Here is a 22,752-nt window from a genome sequence, read left to right as displayed (position 1 = left end):
TTATGCAATTATTGAGGGTGAATAAGTTACATGTAGCAACCTCACAGACCTGTCTCAGGTGTGATCGCCGTTATGTCGTTTTATTCAATGCTATTTAGTCGTTATCCTGTGGTTTGATCCCTTTGGCTTTCTGAATATTTTTAAAAGGTGAATTTGAGTTAAGTGCAAATAGTCTTGGGGCATCCTGCATTTATAAACAACTAATTCACACGTTAATAACATGACCTAAGTGAAATTGTTATGGCTTTGCAAAAATAACGCTATTACTCTGACACTATAATGATTTTAGTCTTGATGAGCCAATGTAATATTCACATTTAATATGATATCTATGTAAATCATTACTAAAACTTTATGATATTGATGCGTTCAGCGTTTCGCTGCTCATCTCTTAAACATTGCAAACAACGGCAACATCTCAGATCGAATGTGGGATGGGCAGAGCTATTCGCTACCTATGAATATGTTCTGTAAAAATACGAGGATACCGTGCCCGGTTTCAGCCATAACTGTGAAGGCTGTGATTAAGATTTGCCCCCTGAATCGTCAGTGGCGTATTTCTCTTCTTCGATGTAATGCTACTCTTTAAGCAAACTGGCTTTGAGGGTATTGACGATGCTAACCCGCCATCAACTCCAACAAAAAATCACGCTTCTGGAACCGTTCACCGGCGATGATACGGCCGAGTTTGCCGTAAGCGTGGCTCGTGAGCTGCTGAATTACATGGATAAAATGGAGATTCTGGAGAAACTTATGGCCACTCCGGTTAAACTGCCTTATTGCAGCGCCAGCCCGGTTTGTGAGATTGAAGCGGGGTACGCCGCCGGTGTAAACGACTGCCGTGAGGCTATCCGTCGGGCAGGGTATCCCATTGAAGGCGATTCTTAGTTTGCATTTATGTTAACAAATATGTGCTTTTGTTGTATAAATCGGTAACTTCAGGGCGCGCAACGGCGAGCTTTTACTCATCAGCGAAGGGGCGGTAAATATTCTCAATCAACGTACAGCGCAGTTATGCAACAACATAAACGGGTAACCGGTTTGGCAATATGTTAACTAGCAGGGTGGACTCGTGAAGATTGTGCAGGATAAGCTCAGAAACAGGCAGGCATTGCTGGTATCAGGGCTCATTACGTTGATATTTACTTCGTTATTTCTGTTTATTATCTATGAGCAGCGGATAGCGGCAGCCAGTGAAGGTGTTAATCGCCTGCAAGCGCGCATGATGGACATTTTTAACGATAACGAGTTGATCGCCGACGCGATTGGCGAGCGCTATCACCATATCAAAACGGGCGAGCAATGTGGCGAAATTTCACAATTTGTTCCCCGCAATGAAGATGAATGGGGCATTAACGCCGACCCAAAGCGGCTGCATTCGGCGACGGGGACAATTATTGCCCAGCGAACCAGTCATAATGCGTTGTGTATGTATACGGCGGCGGAGTTTATTCGCGGGATGGTCAATGAGCTAAACCCGGGGAGCTTCGATGCGCATCGTTACATTATCGCCAAAAACTCAGATTATTTTTACTGGTTTATGGCTTCCGATTCGCGCAATTTCAGCTTCTCCAATTCTGAAATGGCGCGGGATATCACCAACTTTTTCTATCCACCTGTCGATTTCTATACCCGACTGTTGCAAAAAAACGTCAAAAACAAAGCCCTTAGTTCAACGAACTTCTATACCGATAAAATTACCGGTGAAAAAGCTTACAGCGTGGTGAGCTATATCTACGATCTGTCGGGTAAAGAGATATCAGACCAAATCGTGGCCTATCTGGTCTATGACCATTCAAAGCCGGAATTGCAGGAAGCGTTGGCTCAAGCCTTTGACTACCACCTTCCACCTGAGCTGAATGTGGAGTTGGTGAATTTGACCAACAATGAGAGCCTTTGTTTATCCGGTAGATGTACAGGCCAGTCCCGCTATATGGTGCGCAACTTTTCGGAGAAATATGCGCTGCACTATTCGCTGTCATTAGGCCGTTTTATGGTGCGTGATTCGCATGCCGGAATTGTGATCCTGCTGGCGCCGTTCTTCTTCGTCATCATCAGTTTCTCACTAAAATCCTGGCTGAATGAAAGCGACCTCAAGGTTTATATCGACACGCTGACCGGTTGTTTTAACCGCCGAATTCTCGACATCATCAAGCGTCGTGATTTATCGCACTGCTCGGTGGTGTTACTGGATTGCAATAAGTTCAAGGCTGTCAATGATACCTGGGGCCATGCGGCAGGTGACCGGGCGCTGCAAATTATCGCTAACCGAATGCTGTCTAACACCCGAACCAGCCACGATATTGTGATTCGTACCGGCGGGGATGAGTTTATGATCCTGCTGTTTCGCTCGCAGGCAAGTGACGCTAAGGCAATTGCGCAACGCATTAGCGGGCAGGTGACCAGCCATGTGTTTGTGGTGGACGGTCATACCGTGCCATTGTCAGTGTCGTGGGGGATTGCGGAAGTGAACGGCGAGCTGGATGTGGCAATTCAGAATGCGGATAACGCCATGTACAAAATGAAGAACACCAAAGAAGGGTAAAACCGCCAGAAGTCTCTGGCGGTTGATTTGGCTTAGTAAGGCGTGGCCGCTTTCATCGCGCTGACAAAGGCTTTCAGCTCAGCCAGCATTTGCTCAGGTGCGGCAACATTCTTCTCAATGATTTTCACAATCGCTGAGCCGGAAATTGCCCCGGCAGCACCGGCTTCAATCGCGCCGGTGACCTGGTCAGGCGCAGAGATACCAAATCCCTGTAATGACGGAGGAGCACCGTATTCTTTCAGTTTTTCAACCAGATGATGGAGCGGTAACGCCGCACGATTTTCAGCACCGGTCACGCCAGCACGTGAAAGCAGATAGGTATAGCCACGACCGTAAGAGGCAATCTGGCGGAGCAGTTCTTCATCAGCGTTAGGGGGGCAGATGAAAATAGGTGCAATGTTGTGGCGGAGTGCCGCAGTTCTGAATGGTCCAGACTCCTCAACAGGCACATCTGCCACCAAAACAGAATCCACACCGACTTTCTCGCACTGAGCGTAGAATTCGTCAATACCCTTGCTGAACACCAGGTTGGCATACATCAGCAGACCAATTGGAATGGTAGGGTGTTTCTGACGAATCAATGCCAGCATCTCAAAGCATTGTGACGGTGTCACGCCCGCGGCGAATGCCCGCAGTGTGGCTTCCTGTATGGTCGGACCGTCCGCCAGCGGATCGGAGAATGGAATGCCTAGCTCAAGCGCATCGGCACCGGCTTCAATCAGCGTATCAATGATTTTCAGTGACTGCTCAACCGACGGATCGCCCAGGGTTACGAAGGGGACAAAAGCACCTTCTTTGCGGTCCTTCAACTGTGCAAAAAGATTTTCGTAACGTTCCATCAGATTTCCCCTCGCGCTTTCAGAATATCGTGTACGGTGAAAATGTCTTTGTCGCCGCGACCGGAGAGATTTACCACCAGTAACTGCTCTTTTTCCGGATTTTCACGCATCATTTTCAGGGCGTGCGCCAGGGCATGGGAGGACTCCAGCGCCGGGATAATCCCCTCATGTAAACACAGCGTTTTGAAGGCTTCCAGCGCTTCATCGTCGGTGATTGAAACATAATCGGCGCGACCGATGCTGTTCAGGTATGCATGCTGCGGCCCGACAGACGGGAAATCCAGACCTGCGGAAATAGAGTAAGACTCTTCAATCTGTCCTTCTTCGGTCTGCATCATCGGGGATTTCATGCCAAAGTAAATCCCGACACGACCGTGTTTTAACGGTGCGCCGTGTTCACCGGATTCGATCCCGTGACCGCCTGGCTCTACGCCAATCAGACCGACGCTGGTTTCATTAATAAAATCGGCAAACATACCAATGGCGTTAGAACCACCGCCCACGCAGGCGATAACAGCGTCCGGCAAACGACCTTCTTTTTCCAGGATCTGCGCTTTTGTTTCTTCGCCGATCATGCGCTGGAATTCACGTACAATGGTCGGGAAGGGATGCGGTCCTGCCGCCGTCCCGAGCATATAGTGCGCGGTATCGTAGCTGCCAGACCAGTCGCGCAGGGCTTCGTTACAGGCATCCTTCAGCGTTGCAGAACCGCTATGAACAGGAATGACTTCTGCCCCCATCAGACGCATACGGAAAACGTTAGGCGACTGACGCTCAACGTCTTTCGCACCCATATAAATACGGCACTTCAGACCCAGCAGCGCACTGGCTAGCGCCGATGCGACGCCGTGCTGACCTGCGCCGGTTTCGGCGATGATTTCCGTTTTCCCCATACGCTTCGCCAGTAACGCCTGACCCAACACCTGGTTAGTTTTGTGCGCGCCGCCGTGCAGTAAATCTTCACGCTTAAGATACAGCGTGGTGTTGGTCCCGTGAGTAATGTTCTGGCATTTTGTCAGCGCGGTTGGACGACCAGCATAGTTTTTCAGCAGATCGGTAAACTGCGCCTGAAACTCAGGATCTTTTTGCGCGCTGACGAAAGCTTCTTCCAGTTGACGCAGAGCAGGCATCAGAATTTGTGGCACATACATACCGCCAAATTCACCAAAGTACGGATTGAGTAATGTTGTCATGTCCTTTTCCTTAATATGCGCGCAGCGTCTGAAAGACCGAAGCCAGAAGTCGTGCATCTTTGATGCCCGGCTGTGACTCTACGCCAGAATTAAAATCGAGCCCGGCACAGCCGGTTTTTGCCGCATTGACACAGTTATCAGCGCCAAGTCCGCCAGCCAGTAAAACGTTTTCCAGCGATTGCCCGCCTAAAAGCGACCAGTCGAAGCGTTGACCGCTACCACCCTGGCCGTTGTCGAACACGTATTTATCGACATGCTGATAATCCCGGGCCGGCAACGTTTCGCCAACACTCAGCGCTTTCCAGATTTGCACCTGTTTGGGCAGCGCATCGCGCAGCGCGTCAACATAGGTCTGATCTTCGCTCCCATGCAGTTGCACCGCAGTCAGTCCCAGGGCCAACGCTTTATCGCGCACCTCGGTAATCTCGGTGTTGCGGAACACGCCGACATACTGTAATGGCGCGCCGCTCATCACTTCCCGCGCCTGCTCAACGCTAACTACGCGCGGAGATGAGGGCACAAAAATCAACCCGCCATATATGGCGCCCGCTTCATATGCCGCGTTTGCATCCTGAGCCCGGGTCAAACCGCAGACTTTGTTCTCGCCAAGCAGAACCCGACGCACAGCGGCGTGCAGGTCATCATGCGACATCAGCGCAGAGCCAATCAGAAAACCGTTGGCGAAGTGGCTGAGTTCGCGTACCTGGCCGTAGGTATTAATACCGGACTCGCTGATGACGGTTGCGCCATGGCCCAGACGTGGCGCCAGTTGGCGGGTGCGATTCAGATCAATCGACAGGTCACGTAAATCGCGGTTGTTAATACCGACGACTTTCGCGCCAAGCGCAATCGCGCGTTCCAGTTCTTCTTCGTTGCTGACCTCGGTCAGAACACCCATTTTCAGGCTATGGGCCACGGCGGAGAGTTGACGATATTGCTCATCGTCCAGTACTGACAGCATCAGCAGGCAGGCGTCCGCCTGGTAGAAACGCGCCAGGTATATCTGGTAAGAATCGATAATAAAGTCCTTACACAGGATGGGTTGCGACGCGATACGGCTGACGATGGGCAGGAAATCAAAGCTGCCCTGGAAATATTTTTCATCGGTCAGTACGGAAATCGCTGATGCATAATGTTTATACACGTCCGCAATCTGTGCCGGGTCGAAGTCATCACGGATCACACCTTTCGATGGCGAGGCTTTTTTGCACTCCAGAATAAAGGCGGTACGTGCGCCTTGCAGCGCATCGTAGAAATCACGAGCGCTGGGTTGTACGTCATTCTGAAAACTGGCCAGCGGTTGTTGCTGTTTACGGGCTTCTACCCAAATCGCCTTGTCAGCGACAATTTTCGCTAAAACGGTTTGCATCATTTACCCTCTTGCTGCCAGCGCAGTAACACGGTCGTAGGCCGCGCCGCTACGCAGCACATTAATCACGGTTTGCGCATTAGTTTTTAAATCTTCTTCACCGTGCAGGCGCATTAACATGGCGACATTCGCGGCAACGGCTGCTTCGTGAGCGGCTTCACCTTTACCTTGTAACAAGCGACTAAGAATGTCACGGTTTTCTTCCGGCGTACCGCCCGCCAGCTGTTCCTGATGGTACGGCGTCAGGCCAAAGTCTTCCGCCGTCAGTTGATAACTCTTGATTTCGCCATCATGCAGCTCTGCCACAATAGTCGGCGCATGCAGCGAAACTTCATCCATGCCGCCGCTGTGTACGACCGCGGCACGTTGATACCCCAATACGCGCAGCGTTTCGGCAATCGGCAGCACCAGTTCCGGGCTGTAAACGCCGATCAGCGCCAGCGGCGGATGCGCCGGGTTAATCAACGGACCGAGTACATTAAACAGCGTGCGGGTTTTTAACTGTTGGCGTACCGGCATGGCGTGGCGAAAACCGGTGTGGTATTTCGGTGCAAACAGGAAGCACACGCCGAGATCGTCAAGCGCCTGACGGGATTTATCGGCGTTCATGTCCAGATTAATGCCAAATGCCGCCAACAGATCCGAAGAACCCGATTTACTGGAGACGCTGCGGTTGCCGTGCTTCGCCACTTTTAGTCCACAGGCCGCCGCAACAAAGGCGCTGGCCGTGGAGATATTGATACTGTTGCTGCCGTCGCCGCCGGTACCGACAATATCGGCAAACAGATAATCAGGACGCGGGAACGGGGCGGCGTTTTCCAGCAGTGCGGTTGCCGCGCCGGCAATTTCATGCGGGTGTTCGCCACGAATTTTCATGCTCACCAGGGCCGCAGCGAGTTGTTCCGGCTTCAGTTCACCGCGTACTACGGCCGAGAACAGTTGGTGGCTTTCCTGTTGGGACAGCGTCTGAGCCTGATACAGTTTCTCCAGAATAGGTTGCAGCGTATTGGTCTGTTCGAGTTTCTGTTGCGCCCATGCCAGCGTTTGCTCCAGCAGAAGCGCGCCCTGGGTGGTGAGGATCGATTCCGGATGGAACTGGAAGCCACACACGCGGTCGGTATCGTGACGGACCGCCATCACCATGCCGTTAAAGTGGGCGTTGATGGTCAAACCGGCTGGAACGTTGCTGCCAACAAGCGAGTGGTAACGCGCTACCGGCAATGGATTTGCCAGACCGCTGAACATTGCCTGACCGTCATGTTCAATACTGGATGCTTTACCGTGCAGGATCTCTCCGGCCTGACCGACATAGCCGCCGTAGGCTTCAACAATCGCCTGATGCCCCAGACAAATACCGATAATCGGCAGCTTACCGCGCAGGCGGGTTAACAGCTCCGGCATGCAGCCCGCTTCGCTTGGCGCACCGGGTCCCGGAGAGAGCATCAGCACCGGGTTTTTCATGGTTGCTAAGCGGTCAATTAACGTCTGGGCCGGAATATGGTTGCGGTAAATCACCACGTTGTGACCATTAGTACGCAGCTGATCCGCCAGGTTATAGGTAAATGAGTCGATGTTATCGAGCAGCAGAATGTCAGCCATTAGAAGGTCTCCTGTGCGTGGTGCGCGGTGGCGATAGCACGTAAAACCGCACGCGCTTTATTACGGGTTTCATCGGCTTCAGACTGCGGTACAGAATCCAGAACAATCCCGGCACCGGCTTGTACGGTGGCAATACCGTCTTCCACGAGTGCGGAACGAATCACAATACAGGTATCCAGATCGCCATGGGCGGTAAAGTAGCCTACCGCGCCGCCATAGCTGCCACGGCGACGACCTTCTGCCTCGGCGATAAGCTGCATGGCGCGAACTTTCGGCGCGCCGCTTAGCGTGCCCATATTCATACAGGCGCGGTACGCATGCAGCACATCCAGATCACTACGCAGTTCGCCGACCACGCGGGAAACCAGGTGCATCACGAAGGAGTAGCGATCCACTTTGGTCAGGTCAGCAACGTAGCGGCTGCCCGGCGTGCAGATGCGCGCCAGGTCGTTACGCGCAAGGTCAACCAGCATCAGGTGCTCGGAAAGCTCTTTATGATCGGTACGCATCTCCAGCTCGATACGGCTGTCGAGATCGCGGTCCAGCGAGCCATCCGCACGGCGACCGCGCGGACGCGTCCCGGCAATCGGGTAGATCTCAATCTGCCGGCTGGTGGCATCATATTTCAGCGAGCTTTCCGGGGAGGCGCCGAACAGCGTGAAATCGTTGTCCTGCATGAAAAACATATACGGGCTGGGATTACTTTTCTTCAGCACATAGTAGGCCGCCAGCGGTGACGGGCAGGGCAATGAGAAACGGCGGGACGGAACCACCTGGAAAATCTCGCCTGCGCGAATGGCTTTTTGCATCCCGCGCACCACAGCGCCAAATTCTTCATCGCTCTGGTTACATTCGCAGCGCATCTGCGGAATTTCTGTCACGGGCAGTGGCGGCGCAGGCTCGGTAAGCTGCTGGCTCAGTTGCGCCAGACGAGCGTTCAGACGCTGTTTTTCGCCATCGCTGGGGGTAAATACGCTGGCCTGAATGCGGGTACTTTTCTTTTGGTGATCGATGACCATCAGCGTTTCAGCCAGATAGAAGCAGTAGTCCGGGCAACGGTTACCTGCTTCAAGCTGAGGTAAATCTTCAAAACCGGCGACCAGGTCATAGGAAAACAGACCGCCGAAGAACATCGCTTCACGTTCTTGCGCAGGGACGTTGACCAGTTCCTGCAATAAACGGAAAGCATCAAATACGGAAAGGGAACATAAGCGGGCGTCTTCATCCAGCAACGGGCTTACATTGGGAAATTTCAAATGGCGTATGTTCGGCTGTTGTTCGTTTTCAACGCCAGCAGGCAGCGCTGCATCCAGCAGGGGCAGCAGCGATGCGCCGTTCGCGGAGAGCGCCTTAATAGTGACAGTGTCACCCAGGGCGGTGATGCGTAACGCGCTGTCGACCAGCAACAGGCTCTTCAGATCATCTTTGCTGTTGATATCTGCAGATTCAAGCAGCAGTGTCGCTGGACGAGCGCCACATACCTGATGAAACAGCGCCGTCGGATTCTCACGGTAGGCGGCATCGCAGGTAAGCAGTTCGAGTGTCGGTTTTGGTGTTTGCATCGTTGTTCTCATTAATTTTGTTCAAAAAAAAGCCCGCTCAGTTGGCGGGCCGGGTATCTGGTTGCATATTGCAGACGTAAGACACTGCCCGAAATCAGGAAGTGCGCCACCAACCGTGCAGAACAAATGTTGCTTTCATCTCAGATACCTTCTTCATGTGAACTTGCGTACTAGTTAACTAGTTCGATGGAGTAAAGTCAACACCTGATTTCAGTAAATTTGTCGAAACCGCTATGATGGGCGTGTTACGACATTTATTGAAATGGGAGCCGCCTTGAGCGACACGAATTACGCAGTGATTTATGACCTGCACAGTCATACTACAGCCTCCGATGGGCGATTAACCCCTGAAGCCTTAGTACACCGTGCGGTAGAGATGCGAGTCGGCACACTGGCGATCACCGATCATGACACCACGGGCGGTATTGCGGCGGCAAGAGAAGAAATTTCACGTTCGGGTTTAGCGTTAAATCTGATCTCGGGCGTCGAGATTTCAACGGTGTGGGAAAATCATGAGATCCATATTGTAGGTCTGAATATAGATATTTCTCATCCATTGATGTGCGAGTTTTTGGCGCAACAAACGGAGCGCCGTCAGCAGCGCGCGCGCCTGATTGCTGAACGACTCGACAAAGCGCATATTCCCGGCGCATGGGAAGGCGCGTTGCGTCTGGCAGATGGCGGGGCGGTCACGCGGGGACATTTTGCGCGTTTTCTGGTGGAATGCGGAAAAGCCACGACTATTGCAGATGTTTTTAAAAAATACCTTGCCCGTGGGAAAACCGGTTACGTTCCGCCGCAGTGGTGTACAATAGAACAAGCTATTGATGTCATTCATCATTCTGGCGGTAAGGCAGTTCTGGCTCATCCGGGGCGGTACGATCTTAGCGCTAAGTGGCTGAAAAGACTGGTTGCATACTTCGCTGAACACCGCGGTGACGCGATGGAAGTGGCGCAGTGCCAACAGTCTCCCAATGAACGCACCCATCTGGCGACGCTTGCGCGCCAGCATCAATTGTGGGCATCGCAAGGATCTGATTTTCATCAGCCCTGCCCGTGGATTGAACTGGGTCGTAAACTCTGGTTGCCCGCAGGCGTAGAAGGCGTCTGGCAACTTTGGGAACAGCCTGAGATTACAGAGAGGAAAGTATGAGCCAGTTTTTTTATATTCATCCCGAAAACCCGCAGCAGCGGCTGATCAATCAGGCCGTTGAAATCGTGCGTAAGGGCGGGGTGATTGTCTATCCAACCGATTCCGGCTATGCGTTGGGCTGCAAAATTGAAGATAAAGGCGCAATGGAGCGCATTTGTCGCATTCGCCACCTGCCGGACGGACACAACTTTACGCTGATGTGCCGTGACCTGTCCGAACTGTCGACCTATTCGTTTGTCGATAACGTGGCTTTTCGTTTGATTAAAAATAACACGCCGGGCAACTACACCTTTATCCTGAAAGGGACGAAAGAAGTGCCACGCCGATTGTTGCAGGAAAAACGTAAAACCATCGGCCTGCGTGTGCCGTCGAATCCGATTGCGCTGGCGCTGCTGGAAGCGCTGGGCGAACCGATGCTTTCCACGTCACTGATGCTGCCGGGCAGTGAATTTACCGAATCTGACCCGGAAGAGATTAAGGATCGTCTGGAGAAGCAGGTGGAGTTGATTATCCACGGCGGCTATCTCGGCCAGCAGCCGACCACGGTCATCGATTTAACTGACGATTCTCCGGTGGTCTTGCGTGAAGGCGTCGGCGACGTTAAACCTTTCTTATAAGGGCGTGAACCGCTATACTACGCGGCCTTAAAATGGCGCTGACTGGCGCCGTTGATTCTCCTGTTCGACGCCTGTGAAGGCGACATTTAAAGGAAGCTCTATGAGCGAAAAGTTACAAAAAGTGCTGGCGCGCGCCGGCCACGGTTCTCGCCGTGAAATTGAAACCATTATTGCCGCGGGCCGTGTGAGCGTTGATGGTAAAATTGCCACGCTCGGCGATCGCGTTGAAGTGACGCCGGGTCTGAAAATCCGTATCGACGGTCATCTGATTTCGGTTAAAGAGTCTGCGGAACAAATCTGTCGCGTTCTGGCCTATTACAAACCAGAAGGTGAACTGTGTACCCGTAACGATCCGGAAGGTCGTCCGACCGTGTTTGATCGTCTGCCAAAACTGCGCGATGCGCGCTGGATTGCCGTGGGGCGTCTGGATGTGAATACCTGCGGTTTACTGTTGTTCACTACCGACGGTGAACTGGCAAACCGTCTGATGCATCCAAGCCGTGAAGTTGAGCGTGAATATGCGGTGCGTGTGTTTGGTCAGGTTGATGACGCGAAACTGCGCGATCTGAGTCGTGGTGTACAGCTGGAAGATGGTCCGGCGGCGTTTAAAACAATCAAGTTCAGCGGTGGTGAAGGGATCAACCAGTGGTACAACGTCACGCTGACCGAAGGGCGTAACCGTGAAGTACGTCGCCTGTGGGAAGCTGTAGGCGTGCAGGTAAGCCGTCTTATCCGTGTCCGTTACGGCGATATCCCGCTGCCGAAAGGGCTGCCGCGTGGCGGCTGGACGGAGCTTGATCTTGCGCAGACCAACTATTTGCGTGAACTGGTGGAGCTGAAGCCGGAAACGACTTCTAAAGTTGCCGTCGAGAAAGATCGTCGTCGGATGAAAGCAAATCAGATCCGTCGTGCGGTGAAGCGCCACTCACAGGTCGGCAGCAGCCGTCGTCCGGGCGGTCGCAGCAACAACGGTTAATCATGACCAGGCCTGATAAGCAAAGCGCCATCAGGCGTTAGCGTGGAGCCGGATGCGGCGCAAGCGCCTTATCCGGCCTGCTGTCAGTAATCAATTCCCATCTGAGCTTTCACGCCCGCTTCAAACGCGTGCTTAACCGGGCGCAGCTCGCTGACCGTATCTGCTAACTCAAGAATATCGCGATGACATCCCCGACCGGTGATGATCACCGTTTGATGGGCTGGGCGCGCATTTAAGGCATTGATAACCTCTTCAAGCGGCAGATAGTCGTACGCCACCATATAGGTCAGTTCGTCCAGGATAACCATATCCAGTTGAGCGTCAGCCAGCATTCGCTTTCCATGTTCCCATACGGCCATACAGGCTGCGGTATCCGACTCGCGGTTTTGCGTGTCCCAGGTAAATCCTGTCGCCATAACCTGAAACTCTACGCCATGGGGTTCGAGTAAGTTTCGTTCACCGTTTGGCCAGGTACCTTTAATAAATTGCACCACGCCGACTTTTTTACCATGGCCCACCGCACGCGTGGCGGTCCCGAACGCTGCGGTGGTTTTACCCTTACCGTTTCCGGTGAACACGATAATGATCCCGCGCTCATCATTTGCAGCGGCAACGCGGGCATCAACCCGCTCTTTAACGCGCTGCTGGCGTTGCTGGTAGCGTTCTTCACTCATTGAGCTATTCCTGGTTTACGGCCCGGTTGGGCATCGAAAGTCATACCGGTTTTACGGCGGCTGTCATCGCCCATCAGCCACAGATAGAGCGGCATAATATCGGCGGGAGTTTTCAGTTTTTGCGGATCTTCAGTTGGAAATGCGCTGGCTCGCATGCCGGTACGCGTACCGCCTGGATTGATACAGTTTACGCGCAGGTGACGGTTCTGATATTCATCTGCCAGAACCTGCATCATGCCTTCGGTAGCGAATTTGGAAGTGGCATACGCTCCCCAATTGGCGCGTCCCTGGCGACCAACGCTGGAAGAGGTAAAGACCAGCGATCCGGCATCGGATTTCAGCAATAGCGGCAGCAATGCCTGGGTCAGCATAAAGGTGGCATTCACATTTACCTGCATGACATCTTGCCAGACCTGCGGATTTTGTTCGCTCATCGGACAAATATCACCCAGTAATCCGGCATTATGGAGAACACCATCCAGACGTGGAAAATGTGCGGCAATGCGCTGTGCAAGCTGGTGGCATTCTTCAGACGTACAAGTGAGCAGATCCAACGTGAACCAGTGTGGCTGCGTACCGTTTTCATCGGCAATAGTGCGGGCAACCTGGCGCAGTTTTTCTTCGTTACGCCCGAGCAGAATCACGGTCGCGCCGTATCGCGCATAGGTCTGTGCGGCTTCACGTCCGATACCATCACTGGCACCGGTAATCAGAATAATGCGGTCCTGTAAAAGGTCTTGTTTAGGTTGGTAATGCACGGCTACTCCTCGGCAACGCTCTGGCCTTCTCGTTCGCGATAACGTTTCGGCTTTATGCCTTAAACCCTGTTCTTTTTCAATCAGCCAAAGGCAATAACACCGCAAAATGAACGCTTTGTCATGCTTTTTGCTGATTCTGCGCCAGGATGGATGAAGCAAGACGGGTTAAGCAGCCTGTTGTACACTGAGCGGAAATAGCGTTGTTTAACCAAGGTGGGTCTCGTGGAATTGTTGTCTGAATATGGGCTGTTTTTGGCAAAAATTGTCACTGTCGTGGTGGCTATTGCGGTAGTTGTGATGCTGATTGTGAACGCGACACAACGCAAGCGTCAGCGCGGGGAGCTGCGGGTTATTAACCTCAGCGAGCAATATAAAGAGATGAAGGATGATCTGTCGCTGGCGCTACTGGACGGGCATCAGCAAAAATTCTGGCATAAGGCGCAGAAAAAGAAACAGAAACTGGAAGCAAAGGCAGCCAAGGCAAAAGCGAAGCTGGGAGACAGTACATCATCTGATAAACCACGTGTATGGGTGCTGGATTTTAAAGGCAGCATGGACGCCCATGAGGTCAGCGCGTTACGTGAGGAAGTGACGGCGGTGTTGGCGGTCGTTAAACCGCAGGATCAAGTGGTGGTTCGCCTGGAAAGCCCGGGCGGTGTGGTCCATGGTTATGGTCTGGCTGCGTCGCAGTTACAGCGTTTGCGCGATAAGCAGATTCCGTTGACCGTAACGGTGGATAAAGTCGCCGCGAGCGGTGGATATATGATGGCCTGCGTAGCCGATAAAATTGTCTCAGCGCCGTTTGCTATTGTCGGCTCTATTGGCGTCGTGGCGCAGATCCCGAACTTTAACCGCTTTCTGAAGGGGAAGGATATTGATATCGAACTGCACACCGCCGGGCAGTATAAGCGTACGCTGACGCTGCTGGGTGAAAACACGGAAGAAGGGCGGCAAAAATTCCGCGAAGATCTGAATGAAACCCATCACCTGTTTAAAGATTTTGTGCAGCGCATGCGTCCGACTCTGGACATTGAACAGGTGGCCACCGGGGAACACTGGTTTGGGCAACAGGCGCTGGCAAACGGGCTGGTGGATGAAATCAATACCAGCGACGAAGTGATTCTCGGGCTAATGGAAGGTCGCGAAGTGTTAAGCGTTCGCTATATGCAGCGCAAAAAACTGATGGATCGCTTTACCGGGAGTGCGGCCGAGAGCGCCGATCGTTTGCTACTGCGCTGGTGGCAGCGAGGACAAAAACCGCTGATGTAAAATAGTCATTGCCGGATGGTGATGCTAAAGCATCTTATCCGGCCTTGAGGATCGTAACATCCCGGGCCGGATAAGGCGGAGCCGCCATCCGGCAAATCATTTCTTGTATTAATCGATCAAGTGATACTTTTCAGAAAGTACGTGCGCCAGGTGCTTAAACATATTAAACACCGCCGTACTCTTGGGCGTCGGAAGCCCTTGTTCGTCTAAAAAGTAATCTCCGCTGAAAACCAGCACGCCATTTCGCTGCGTAACGCCGGTGGCGACAATCCCCGCCAGCGTGTCCTCATGCTCACGAATGATTTTGTTGGCTTCAATCAGCAGCGTTTCGCGATCGATAGGTTGCGTGTCTTTATGCATTATTTACTCCTTAAACAAGGACATTAGTCTACGCCGAGCCCGGCTTATGGGCAAATATTCCCTGACATAAATGAAGGTCTTACGTCGGGGTTGCAACTGGCGGGATTTGTTTTTGCATGCTAATAAAGTTGCGTAACGCATTTTATCAGGTACAGTGTGACGCTTTCGTCAATCTGGCAACAGATTTGCTTGACATTCGACCAATACTTCGTCGTGCTATAGCGTTTGTGAGCAAAAAAGCCTGTTAACTCAGTTACATGAGAGTTACATTACAAGCGCGAAAAAGTTTAAGGGGTTGATATCCGCCGACGCAGAGACCATATCAATGTCTCGTCGCCAGTGGAAGGTGAATCAACGTGCGACGCATTCTGGAAGAATCAAATTAGGTAAAGGTGAATATGGGTAAAGCTCTTGTCATCGTTGAGTCCCCGGCAAAAGCCAAAACGATCAACAAGTATCTGGGTAATGACTACGTGGTGAAATCCAGCGTTGGTCATATCCGTGATTTGCCGACCAGTGGCTCAGCAACTAAAAAGAGCGCCGACTCAACCTCCACCAAAACGGCTAAAAAGCCCAAAAAGGATGAACGTGGCGCTCTCGTCAACCGCATGGGTGTTGACCCGTGGCACAACTGGGATGCGCGCTATGAAGTGCTGCCTGGTAAAGAGAAAGTTGTTTCTGAACTGAAGCAACTGGCTGAAAAAGCCGACCACATCTATCTCGCAACCGACCTTGACCGCGAAGGGGAAGCCATTGCATGGCACCTGCGGGAAGTGATCGGCGGCGATGACGCACGCTACAGCCGTGTGGTGTTTAACGAAATTACTAAAAACGCTATTCGTCAGGCGTTTGAAAAACCGGGCGAACTGAACATCGACCGGGTTAACGCGCAACAGGCGCGCCGCTTTATGGACCGCGTGGTGGGCTATATGGTGTCGCCGCTGCTGTGGAAAAAAATTGCGCGTGGTTTGTCAGCAGGCCGCGTACAGTCGGTTGCCGTGCGTCTGGTGGTTGAGCGCGAACGCGAAATCAAAGCATTTGTTCCAGAAGAGTTCTGGGAAATTGGTGCTGACACGACCACGCCTGGAGGCGATGCGTTGCCGCTTGAGGTGACGCACCAGAATGATAAACCGTTCCGCCCGGTCAATCGGGAACAAACGCTTGCCGCTGTCAGCCTGTTGGAAAAAGCGCGCTATAGCGTCCTGGAACGTGAAGATAAACCGACCAGCAGCAAGCCGGGCGCGCCGTTTATTACCTCCACGCTACAGCAGGCTGCGAGCACGCGACTGGGCTTTGGCGTGAAGAAAACCATGATGATGGCGCAGCGCTTGTATGAAGCGGGCTACATCACCTATATGCGTACTGACTCAACCAACCTGAGCCAGGATGCGGTGAACATGGTTCGCGAGTACATCAGCGATAATTTTGGCAAAAAATATCTGCCGGAGAGCGCGAACCAGTACGCCAGCAAAGAGAACTCTCAGGAAGCGCACGAAGCTATCCGTCCTTCCGATGTCGCCGTACAGGCGGAATCGCTGAAAGACATGGAAGCTGATGCGCAAAAACTGTACCAGCTGATCTGGCGTCAGTTTGTTGCCTGTCAGATGACGCCGGCGAAATACGACTCCACCACCTTAACCGTGGGCGCGGGTGATTTCCGCCTGAAAGCGCGTGGTCGTATTCTGCGTTTCGATGGCTGGACCAAAGTGATGCCTGCATTGCGTAAGGGCGATGAAGATCGCATCTTACCGGCCGTGGATAAAGGCGATACGTTGACGCTTGTCGAACTGACGCCAGCGCAACACTTTACCAAACCGCCTGCACGTTTCAGTGAAGCCTCGCTGGTTAAAGAGCTTGAAAAGCGGGGTATTGGTCGTCCATCAACGTATGCGTCGATTATTTCCACGATTCAGGATCGCGGCTATGTTCGTGTTGAGAACCGTCGCTTCTATGCAGAAAAAATGGGTGAAATCGTCACCGATCGTCTGGAAGAAAACTTCCGCGAATTGATGAACTACGATTTTACCGCGCAGATGGAAGACAGCCTCGACCAGGTGGCGAATCACGAAGCCGAATGGAAAGGCGTACTCGACAACTTCTTCACCGATTTTACTCAGCAACTGGATAAAGCCGAAAAAGATCCTGAAGAGGGCGGTATGCGTCCGAACCAGATGGTGCTGACCAGTATTGATTGCCCGACCTGCGGACGCAAGATGGGTATTCGTACCGCCAGCACCGGCGTTTTCCTCGGCTGTTCCGGCTATGCGCTGTCGCCGAAAGAGCGTTGCAAAACCACCATTAACTTGGTGCCGGAAAACGAAGTGCTGAACGTGCTGGAAGGCGACGACGCGGAAACGAACGCTCTGCGCGCCAAACGTCGCTGCAAGAAGTGCGGTACGGCGATGGACAGCTACCTTATCGATCCTAAGCGTAAGCTGCATGTATGTGGTAATAACCCGACCTGTGACGGCTACGAGATCGAAGAGGGTGAATTCCGCATCAAGGGTTATGACGGTCCTATCGTTGAGTGCGAAAAATGTGGTTCTGAAATGCACCTGAAAATGGGGCGTTTCGGTAAGTACATGGCGTGTACCAACGACGAGTGCAAAAACACTCGTAAGATCCTGCGTAACGGTGAAGTCGCTCCGCCGAAAGAAGATCCGGTTCCGCTGCCGGAACTGCCGTGTGAAAAATCTGACGCGTATTTTGTGTTACGTGATGGCGCGGCAGGTATCTTCCTGGCGGCAAATACGTTCCCGAAATCACGTGAGACCCGCGCGCCGTTAGTGGAAGAGCTGTACCGCTTCCGCGATCGTCTGCCGGAAAAACTGCGCTATCTGGCAGACGCGCCGCAGACTGACCCGGATGGCAACAAGTCCATGGTTCGTTTCAGCCGTAAAACCAAGCAGCAATACGTTGCCGCTGAGAAAGACGGTAAGGCGACCGGTTGGTCAGCGTTCTTTGTTGACGGTAAATGGGTAGAAGGGAAGAAATAACGGCATTCCGCCTGAATTCTTCCTTAAAGGGTCGCGTAAGCGGCCCTTTTCGTTTCTGGCGTATTATTTTTTGTCATGCCTATACAGCTTACATAGAAATGATATAGTGGTTATAGTTAACACGTTTTTTATTATTAAATCGTATTAGCAGCGCTAACGAGCCTGCTCTGAAACGATGATCTGATGGCATAAATCGGGATGGCTTGACATGAAATTACAGCAGCTTCGCTACATTGTTGAGGTGGTGAACCACAACCTTAATGTCTCCTCAACGGCGGAAGGGCTTTATACCTCCCAGCCAGGCATCAGTAAGCAAGTTCGTATGCTTGAAGATGAACTTGGCATCCAGATTTTTGCCCGTAGCGGCAAGCACCTGACGCAGGTTACGCCAGCGGGGCAGGAAGTCATCCGTATTGCGCGTGAGGTTCTGTCGAAGGTGGATGCCATTAAGTCGGTGGCCGGCGAACATACCTGGCCGGACAAAGGCTCGTTATACATCGCGACGACCCACACGCAAGCACGTTACGCACTGCCAAACGTGATTAAAGGTTTTATTGAGCGTTACCCTCGCGTCTCTTTGCACATGCACCAGGGATCGCCGACGCAAATCGCCGAAGCGGTATCGAAAGGGAATGCAGACTTTGCCATTGCGACAGAAGCCCTGCATCTGTATGACGATTTGGTGATGCTGCCTTGCTATCACTGGAACCGCTCGATCGTCGTGACGCCGGATCATCCGCTGGCGGGAAAAGCGTCCGTTTCTATTGAAGAGTTAGCGCAGTATCCGCTGGTCACCTACACCTTCGGTTTTACCGGGCGTTCGGAACTGGATACCGCGTTTAACCGTGCGGGTCTGGAACCGCGTATAGTATTTACCGCGACCGACGCCGATGTCATTAAAACCTATGTGCGTCTGGGGCTTGGGGTGGGGGTGATTGCCAGCATGGCGGTTGATCCCGTCTCCGACCCTGATCTTGTACGTGTTGACGCGCACGATATCTTCAGTCATAGCACCACCAAAATTGGTTTTCGTCGCAGCACGTTTTTACGCAGTTACATGTATGATTTTATTCAACGTTTCGCGCCGCATCTGACGCGAGATGTGGTGGATACTGCGGTAGCGTTGCGTTCTAACGATGATATAGAAGCCATGTTTAAAGATATTAAATTGCCTGAGAAATAATACCGGCTGTTACCTCGTCGGTATCCTTCTGCATAAAGCGATACCGACGGGAGACGCTGAATTAATCGATAATTTACAGTGAATAAATTAACCATATATAGTTTATGGAAAAGGATCTCTAAAGTAGTTTCAAATTAGCCAGCTTGCCAAAAATTCCTTTCAAATATTGATAACCGATCAAACAATCGATTTATTTATCAGGACGAGTCTGAAAATTAACTGGCTTTTTTTTGCCTTTTTTATTAGGATTCCTCCTATCTGATGATTAATTGTACCGATTGTTTGGTACCTAAATGATAAGTGATTTCGATAGTATGAGGTTAGCGATGCCTTCAGGAAACCAGCCAGCACGCAGGGATCCCGTGATGAAACGTAAAGCCTGGTTTGCTGTTTTTCTCGGCTCCGCAGTGTTCTGGATTGTCGTCGCGCTCGTGGCCTGGCAAGTGTGGGGGTAGGTCATGTCCGCACCGGAACAACACACCACCGTGACGCCAGCTCCTCATGAAAATGAAACAGATAGCAATACCGGCGCAGAGAATGGGCCGGAAATCCCCACCTCCTGGACGCTTTCCCCTGAACAACGCGCGTTTATTGATCTGTTTACTGATGATGAACAGAAACAGTAATTAATACGAATTTTATCGTCATTATTAATCGTCCTCTGTCTGATATCTCGTATGACTTATTACGTACAATCGCGATGTCCACTCTAATCAGCATATTATCGACTACCAACATGCCTGCTACACATTAACACTATCAACTTCCGCTCTCGAATCTTCCCCGCGTATTTCACACCGCACTCCGCTCTTCCGATGTTTACACTTTTATCAATTTGAGTTGTTATCAAAGCGTTACATTTTGTTTGTGTTATCTTTAATACTAACCCTGAAGAAAATCAGGGGATCTAACCCTGTCATTTAAGGAGGAGCTATGTCGTCGACCCTACGCGAAGCCAGTATGGACACATTGCAGGTTAATGATAAAACCTACCGTTACTACAGCTTGCCTCTGGCCGCACAAACACTGGGTGATATCACCCGCCTGCCCAAATCGCTAAAAGTTTTGCTGGAGAACCTGCTTCGCTGGCAGGACGGAAATACCGTTACCGAAGACGATATTCATGCACTGGCGCGTTGGCTGAAAACCGCGCATGCCGACCGTGAGATTGCCTATCGACCCGCTCGCGTTTTGATGCAGGACTTTACTGGCGTACCCGCAGTGGTCGATCTGGCCGCTATGCGCGAAGCGGTAAAACGTTTGGGCGGGGATACGGCAAAAGTGAATCCGCTTTCGCCAGTGGATCTTGTCATTGACCACTCCGTAACGGTGGATCGTTTCGGTGATGATGACGCTTTCGAAGAGAACGTCCGTCTGGAAATGGAACGTAACCATGAGCGCTATGTGTTCCTGAAATGGGGACAGCAAGCATTCAGTCGCTTCAGCGTTGTGCCGCCGGGAACGGGGATTTGCCACCAGGTTAACCTTGAGTATTTGGGTAAAGCCGTCTGGAGCGAATTACAAAACGGTGAATGGGTGGCTTATCCGGATACGCTGGTCGGTACCGACTCCCATACTACGATGATAAATGGTCTCGGTGTGCTGGGCTGGGGCGTCGGCGGCATTGAAGCCGAAGCCGCGATGCTGGGCCAGCCGGTCTCTATGCTTATCCCTGACGTGGTGGGCTTCAAGCTGGTAGGTAAACTGCGGGAAGGTATCACCGCGACCGATCTGGTGCTGACCGTCACCCAAATGCTGCGTAAGCATGGTGTGGTTGGGAAATTTGTTGAATTCTATGGTGATGGCCTGGATACCTTACCGCTGGCCGATCGGGCAACCATTGCGAACATGTCGCCGGAATATGGCGCAACCTGTGGTTTCTTCCCGATTGATGACATCACGCTTGAATATATGCGCCTGAGCGGACGCAGTGAGGAGCAGGTCGACCTGGTCGGCGCTTATGCTAAAGCGCAGGGGATGTGGCGTAACCCAGGCGATGAACCTGTATTTACCAGTTCGCTGGAGCTGGATATGGGCAGTGTGGAAGCGAGCCTTGCCGGACCGAAGCGTCCACAGGATCGAGTGGCACTCGCAGATGTCCCGAAAGCGTTCTCGGCGAGTAACGAGCTTGAGGTGAATAGCTCGCTAAAAGATCGTCAGCCAGTGGATTATACAATGAACGGGCATCAATACCTGTTGCCGGATGGCGCGGTGGTGATTGCGGCGATCACCTCCTGTACCAACACCTCTAACCCAAGCGTATTGATGGCGGCGGGGCTGCTGGCGAAGAAAGCGGTTACGCTCGGTCTGAAACGTCAACCCTGGGTTAAAGCCTCGCTGGCGCCTGGCTCTAAAGTCGTTTCTGACTATCTGGCGCAGGCCGGGTTCACACCGTATCTTGACGAGTTGGGCTTTAACCTCGTGGGTTATGGCTGTACCACCTGTATAGGTAATTCCGGACCGTTGCCCGATCCTATTGAGACGGCTATCAAAAAAGGCGACCTCACGGTCGGCGCAGTGCTTTCTGGCAACCGTAATTTTGAAGGCCGCATCCATCCGCTCGTCAAGACGAACTGGTTGGCGTCACCGCCGCTGGTAGTCGCTTACGCGCTGGCGGGGAATATGAATATTAACCTGACGAAAGACCCGTTAGGTCATGACAGAAAAGGCGATCCCGTTTACCTGAAAGATATCTGGCCAACTGCCCAGGAAATCGCCCGGGCCGTTGAGCAGGTCTCTACAGCGATGTTCCATAAAGAGTATGCCGAAGTTTTTGAAGGCACGCCGGAATGGAAAGCGATTCAAGTTGATCGGGCTGACACCTATGGCTGGCAGTCTGACTCGACCTATATCCGTTTGTCGCCGTTCTTTGATGGTATGCAGGCTACGCCGGATCCGGTACAGGACATTCATGGCGCACGCATTTTGGCGATGTTAGGCGACTCGGTGACCACCGATCACATTTCTCCTGCCGGTAGTATTAAAGCGGATAGCCCGGCCGGTCGGTATCTACAAAGCCACGGCGTTGAGCGCAAAGACTTTAACTCCTACGGTTCCCGCCGCGGAAACCATGAAGTGATGATGCGCGGTACTTTTGCCAATATACGTATCCGCAATGAGATGGTGCCTGGCGTGGAAGGCGGAATGACGCGGCATTTACCGGGGACGGAAGTGGTAGCTATCTATGATGCGGCCATGCAATACCAACAGGAGAATGTTCCGCTGGCGGTCATTGCCGGTAAGGAATATGGTTCTGGCTCCAGTCGTGACTGGGCTGCGAAAGGCCCACGCTTGCTGGGTGTGCGCGTGGTGATTGCTGAGTCCTTTGAGCGAATTCACCGTTCTAACCTGATCGGTATGGGGATTTTACCGCTTGAATTCCCACAGGGCGTTACGCGTAAAACACTGGGATTAACCGGTGAGGAAGCGATTGATATTACGGATCTGCAAAACATTAAACCGGGGGCGACAGTTCCGGTAAGTTTGACCCGTGCGGATGGGCGTAAAGAGGTGATTTTATGCCGTTGCCGCATCGATACCGCGACGGAGTTAACGTATTACCAGAACGACGGCATTCTGCACTACGTCATTCGTAATATGTTGAACTGACATGTAAAAAGCCTGCGTGAGCAGGCTTTTTTCTGTACCGGGTAAATGGA

20 protein-coding genes and 1 other annotated feature are annotated in these 22,752 nt (G+C 52.2%); of the genes, 11 read left to right on the top strand and 9 right to left on the bottom strand.

Translation table 11 applies throughout. The annotated features are described in order from the left end of the window. The first annotated feature begins 615 nt into the window (after positions 1-615). Positions 616-888: a hypothetical protein gene (locus JSN25_RS17055; protein WP_204525170.1), complete on the top strand. Its 273-nt coding sequence runs from the start codon at positions 616-618 to the stop codon at positions 886-888. 184 nt (positions 889-1,072) lie between these two features. Next, on the top strand, positions 1,073-2,545 hold the full coding sequence (locus tag JSN25_RS17050; protein WP_085048094.1) for a GGDEF domain-containing protein: 1,473 nt from the start codon (positions 1,073-1,075) through the stop codon (positions 2,543-2,545). Positions 2,546-2,577: 32 nt separating this feature from the next. Here JSN25_RS17050 and trpA read toward each other — a convergent pair whose 3' ends face one another. The 6 genes from trpA to trpL all read right to left on the bottom strand — a co-directional run bounded on the left by trpA (position 2,578) and on the right by trpL (position 9,246). Further along, positions 2,578-3,384: a tryptophan synthase subunit alpha gene (gene trpA, locus JSN25_RS17045; RefSeq protein ID WP_085048095.1), complete on the bottom strand. Its 807-nt coding sequence runs from the start codon at positions 3,382-3,384 to the stop codon at positions 2,578-2,580. After that, on the bottom strand, positions 3,384-4,577 hold the full coding sequence (trpB, locus tag JSN25_RS17040; protein WP_038640982.1) for a tryptophan synthase subunit beta: 1,194 nt from the start codon (positions 4,575-4,577) through the stop codon (positions 3,384-3,386). The genes trpA and trpB overlap by 1 nt, the downstream gene beginning before the upstream one ends. Positions 4,578-4,587: 10 nt before the next feature. After that, entirely contained in the window at positions 4,588-5,946 is a 1,359-nt protein-coding gene (gene trpCF, locus JSN25_RS17035) for a bifunctional indole-3-glycerol-phosphate synthase TrpC/phosphoribosylanthranilate isomerase TrpF (protein WP_204525736.1), read from the bottom strand. A 3-nt stretch (positions 5,947-5,949) separates the two neighbouring features. Continuing rightward, on the bottom strand, positions 5,950-7,545 hold the full coding sequence (trpD, locus tag JSN25_RS17030; protein WP_038640980.1) for a bifunctional anthranilate synthase glutamate amidotransferase component TrpG/anthranilate phosphoribosyltransferase TrpD: 1,596 nt from the start codon (positions 7,543-7,545) through the stop codon (positions 5,950-5,952). Beyond that, complete coding sequence (locus JSN25_RS17025) at positions 7,545-9,107, bottom strand: anthranilate synthase component 1 (RefSeq protein ID WP_085048097.1); 1,563 nt, start codon at positions 9,105-9,107, stop codon at positions 7,545-7,547. Before JSN25_RS17025 ends, trpD begins: the two co-directional genes overlap by 1 nt. Positions 9,108-9,130: 23 nt before the next feature. Next, positions 9,131-9,225, bottom strand: a sequence feature (Trp leader region). Further along, on the bottom strand, positions 9,202-9,246 hold the full coding sequence (gene trpL / locus JSN25_RS17020) for a trp operon leader peptide (protein WP_012905981.1): 45 nt from the start codon (positions 9,244-9,246) through the stop codon (positions 9,202-9,204). Its footprint overlaps the feature before it by 24 nt. A gap of 135 nt (positions 9,247-9,381) precedes the next feature. Here trpL and rnm point away from each other — a divergent pair, with 135 nt between their 5' ends. From rnm to rluB, 3 genes are all read left to right on the top strand, one after another. Then, positions 9,382-10,260: an RNase RNM gene (gene rnm, locus JSN25_RS17015; protein WP_069324976.1), complete on the top strand. Its 879-nt coding sequence runs from the start codon at positions 9,382-9,384 to the stop codon at positions 10,258-10,260. Continuing rightward, entirely contained in the window at positions 10,257-10,877 is a 621-nt protein-coding gene (locus JSN25_RS17010) for an L-threonylcarbamoyladenylate synthase (RefSeq protein ID WP_042308069.1), read from the top strand. The genes rnm and JSN25_RS17010 overlap by 4 nt, the downstream gene beginning before the upstream one ends. A 100-nt stretch (positions 10,878-10,977) precedes the next feature. Then, positions 10,978-11,853 (top strand): 23S rRNA pseudouridine(2605) synthase RluB, encoded by an 876-nt coding sequence (rluB, locus tag JSN25_RS17005; RefSeq protein WP_038640972.1) that lies wholly within the window; start codon positions 10,978-10,980, stop codon positions 11,851-11,853. 83 nt (positions 11,854-11,936) lie between these two features. Here the strand turns inward: rluB and cobO are convergent, their stop codons facing one another. Together cobO and JSN25_RS16995 are read right to left on the bottom strand one after the other, a co-directional pair. Next, positions 11,937-12,527: a cob(I)yrinic acid a,c-diamide adenosyltransferase gene (gene cobO / locus JSN25_RS17000; protein WP_204525169.1), complete on the bottom strand. Its 591-nt coding sequence runs from the start codon at positions 12,525-12,527 to the stop codon at positions 11,937-11,939. Beyond that, a complete protein-coding gene (locus JSN25_RS16995) occupies positions 12,524-13,285 on the bottom strand; it encodes a YciK family oxidoreductase (protein ID WP_038640968.1) in 762 nt (253 codons plus the stop codon). Before JSN25_RS16995 ends, cobO begins: the two co-directional genes overlap by 4 nt. Positions 13,286-13,507: 222 nt before the next feature. Here JSN25_RS16995 and sohB point away from each other — a divergent pair, with 222 nt between their 5' ends. Further along, positions 13,508-14,554 (top strand): protease SohB, encoded by a 1,047-nt coding sequence (gene sohB, locus JSN25_RS16990; protein WP_069324978.1) that lies wholly within the window; start codon positions 13,508-13,510, stop codon positions 14,552-14,554. 108 nt (positions 14,555-14,662) lie between these two features. Here the strand turns inward: sohB and JSN25_RS16985 are convergent, their stop codons facing one another. Beyond that, positions 14,663-14,914 carry a YciN family protein gene (locus tag JSN25_RS16985; RefSeq protein ID WP_003020616.1) on the bottom strand — a complete coding sequence of 84 codons (252 nt, stop codon included), beginning with the start codon at positions 14,912-14,914 and terminating at the stop codon, positions 14,663-14,665. Between the two features lie 398 nt (positions 14,915-15,312). On the opposite strand from JSN25_RS16985, the gene topA reads away from it, so the two are divergent. The 5 genes from topA (at position 15,313) to acnA (ending at position 22,702) form a co-directional block, all read left to right on the top strand. Next, positions 15,313-17,910 carry a type I DNA topoisomerase gene (gene topA, locus JSN25_RS16980; protein WP_137347850.1) on the top strand — a complete coding sequence of 866 codons (2,598 nt, stop codon included), beginning with the start codon at positions 15,313-15,315 and terminating at the stop codon, positions 17,908-17,910. Positions 17,911-18,118: 208 nt separating this feature from the next. After that, positions 18,119-19,093, top strand: coding sequence for an HTH-type transcriptional regulator CysB (cysB, locus tag JSN25_RS16975; RefSeq protein WP_042308079.1), 975 nt, complete (start codon positions 18,119-18,121; stop codon positions 19,091-19,093). A gap of 293 nt (positions 19,094-19,386) precedes the next feature. Further along, complete coding sequence (locus JSN25_RS16970) at positions 19,387-19,548, top strand: YmiA family putative membrane protein (protein ID WP_165353571.1); 162 nt, start codon at positions 19,387-19,389, stop codon at positions 19,546-19,548. A gap of 3 nt (positions 19,549-19,551) precedes the next feature. After that, complete coding sequence (locus JSN25_RS16965) at positions 19,552-19,719, top strand: hypothetical protein (protein ID WP_199952020.1); 168 nt, start codon at positions 19,552-19,554, stop codon at positions 19,717-19,719. Between the two features lie 307 nt (positions 19,720-20,026). Beyond that, a complete protein-coding gene (gene acnA / locus JSN25_RS16960) occupies positions 20,027-22,702 on the top strand; it encodes an aconitate hydratase AcnA (RefSeq protein ID WP_204525168.1) in 2,676 nt (891 codons plus the stop codon). The last annotated feature ends 50 nt before the right edge of the window (positions 22,703-22,752 follow it).

The organism is Citrobacter cronae (assembly GCF_016893685.1).
In the GTDB taxonomy this organism is placed as follows: domain Bacteria; phylum Pseudomonadota; class Gammaproteobacteria; order Enterobacterales; family Enterobacteriaceae; genus Citrobacter; species Citrobacter werkmanii.
This window is presented reverse-complemented; position numbering and strand designations above follow the sequence as displayed.

Excerpts from the sequence above, each read along its gene's own strand:
- JSN25_RS17025 (WP_085048097.1), bottom strand. The coding sequence starts at position 9,107 with ATGCAAACACCAAAACCGACACTCGAACTGCTTACCTGCGATGCCGCC.
- rluB (WP_038640972.1), top strand. The coding sequence starts at position 10,978 with ATGAGCGAAAAGTTACAAAAAGTGCTGGCGCGCGCCGGCCACGGTTCT.
- acnA (WP_204525168.1), top strand. The coding sequence starts at position 20,027 with ATGTCGTCGACCCTACGCGAAGCCAGTATGGACACATTGCAGGTTAAT.
- JSN25_RS17010 (WP_042308069.1), top strand. The coding sequence starts at position 10,257 with ATGAGCCAGTTTTTTTATATTCATCCCGAAAACCCGCAGCAGCGGCTG.
- cysB (WP_042308079.1), top strand. The coding sequence starts at position 18,119 with ATGAAATTACAGCAGCTTCGCTACATTGTTGAGGTGGTGAACCACAAC.
- trpA (WP_085048095.1), bottom strand. The coding sequence starts at position 3,384 with ATGGAACGTTACGAAAATCTTTTTGCACAGTTGAAGGACCGCAAAGAA.
- trpB (WP_038640982.1), bottom strand. The coding sequence starts at position 4,577 with ATGACAACATTACTCAATCCGTACTTTGGTGAATTTGGCGGTATGTAT.
- trpD (WP_038640980.1), bottom strand. The coding sequence starts at position 7,545 with ATGGCTGACATTCTGCTGCTCGATAACATCGACTCATTTACCTATAAC.
- trpCF (WP_204525736.1), bottom strand. The coding sequence starts at position 5,946 with ATGCAAACCGTTTTAGCGAAAATTGTCGCTGACAAGGCGATTTGGGTA.
- JSN25_RS16985 (WP_003020616.1), bottom strand. The coding sequence starts at position 14,914 with ATGCATAAAGACACGCAACCTATCGATCGCGAAACGCTGCTGATTGAA.
- JSN25_RS16965 (WP_199952020.1), top strand. The coding sequence starts at position 19,552 with ATGTCCGCACCGGAACAACACACCACCGTGACGCCAGCTCCTCATGAA.
- cobO (WP_204525169.1), bottom strand. The coding sequence starts at position 12,527 with ATGAGTGAAGAACGCTACCAGCAACGCCAGCAGCGCGTTAAAGAGCGG.
- JSN25_RS16970 (WP_165353571.1), top strand. The coding sequence starts at position 19,387 with ATGATAAGTGATTTCGATAGTATGAGGTTAGCGATGCCTTCAGGAAAC.
- JSN25_RS17055 (WP_204525170.1), top strand. The coding sequence starts at position 616 with ATGCTAACCCGCCATCAACTCCAACAAAAAATCACGCTTCTGGAACCG.
- topA (WP_137347850.1), top strand. The coding sequence starts at position 15,313 with ATGGGTAAAGCTCTTGTCATCGTTGAGTCCCCGGCAAAAGCCAAAACG.